This window comes from Proteiniphilum sp. UBA1028 (assembly GCF_002316955.1).
Taxonomy (GTDB): Bacteria; Bacteroidota; Bacteroidia; order Bacteroidales; family Dysgonomonadaceae; genus Proteiniphilum.
This window is the reverse complement of record NZ_DCEN01000032.1, coordinates 1-1,296: the sequence shown is the minus strand read 5'-3', so window position 1 is coordinate 1,296 and position 1,296 is coordinate 1. Positions and strand designations below refer to the sequence as shown.

Here is a 1,296-nt window from a genome sequence, read left to right as displayed (position 1 = left end):
AATGTAGAGCATGTAAAGCTGATTTTTGACAGTGAAAAAATCGAGATAACCCTGTTAAACTTACTGTCAAATGCATATAAATTTACTCCCAGAGGAGGTATGGTTCAATTTATCTGCACCCTGGACTCTGCCAGCAACACATTACAGGTAGAGATCAATGATACCGGATCCGGTATAAAAAGAGAGTATCAGGAGAATGTGTTTGAGCGATTTGTCACTGTTCCCAATTCGGAATCACACAGGAACGGCATAGGTCTGGGACTTACACTGGCTAAAGAATATGTGGAATTACACTATGGTAAGATTAACTTAACAAGTAGCGAATCTGGCACACAGATAAAATTTTATTTGCACTTAGGAAATTCACATTTTAAGGATCAGGAGATCGGAGAACTTTATCAAAACAACGATAAATATACCCACATAGATGCATACGTAGAAAGTGAATTGCTCAATGTAAATATCGATGAGTACTATCTGGAAAATGCACCACTGGCTTATCTGGTTGAAAATGACCTTCAGACTATTAAATTCATTGAAAAGGTCTTTAGTCCCCACATCCGTGTGAAACCTATTTCAAATCACAATAAACTATTCGAAGAAGTTTTAAATGAAAAACCTCGGTTAATTATCTCGGAAGTAGTTTTCGAAGGCGATAAAACGGGATTTGATCTGTGCAGAAAAATAAAGGAAAACCCTCTAATGAATGTTATTCCATTCGTTTTCATCACTGCCTACTCCGGTGATGACGACAAAAAAAGGGGTTACGAACAGGGGGCAGATGCTTATATTTCGAAACCTTTTGATGTAAATAACCTGAAAAAAAGGATGATGCAGTTAATCCAAAACAAGGATAGTATTGCACAAAAATCGAAGCAGGAATTGATTGTCAACTCCAAAGATATCCAATTCAAATCTGCGGAAGATCGATTTCTGACAAGAGCGATGGAAATCATTGAAAATAACTTGGACAATGAAAAGTTCAACGTGATGACCTTTGCAACCGAAATGAATCTGAGCTCTTCGATGCTTTACAGAAAGATAAAGGGATTGACAAACTTGTCACCCAACGAACTGATTCGAAGCATCCGGTTGAAACGGGCAGCACAAATGTTGAAAAATAGAGCTTATACCGTATCTGAAGTGGCTTTGAAGGTAGGATTTATAGATATTCGTTATTTCAGTTCCAGTTTCAAAAAGGAATTTGGCGTTCCTCCGTCTGTTTATTCGCAATCACTTGATGGCAAGAAAAATGATTAATCAAAAAACATTTTGATTGTACTCGGAGCGGGACTT

1 protein-coding gene is annotated in these 1,296 nt (G+C 37.4%); it reads left to right on the top strand.

The window, feature by feature from the left end:
• Positions 1–1,260: hybrid sensor histidine kinase/response regulator transcription factor (locus B3Z75_RS04635; protein ID WP_294068211.1), on the top strand; the 1,260-nt coding region annotated here is incomplete at its 5' end.
• Positions 1,261–1,296: the final 36 nt, after the last annotated feature.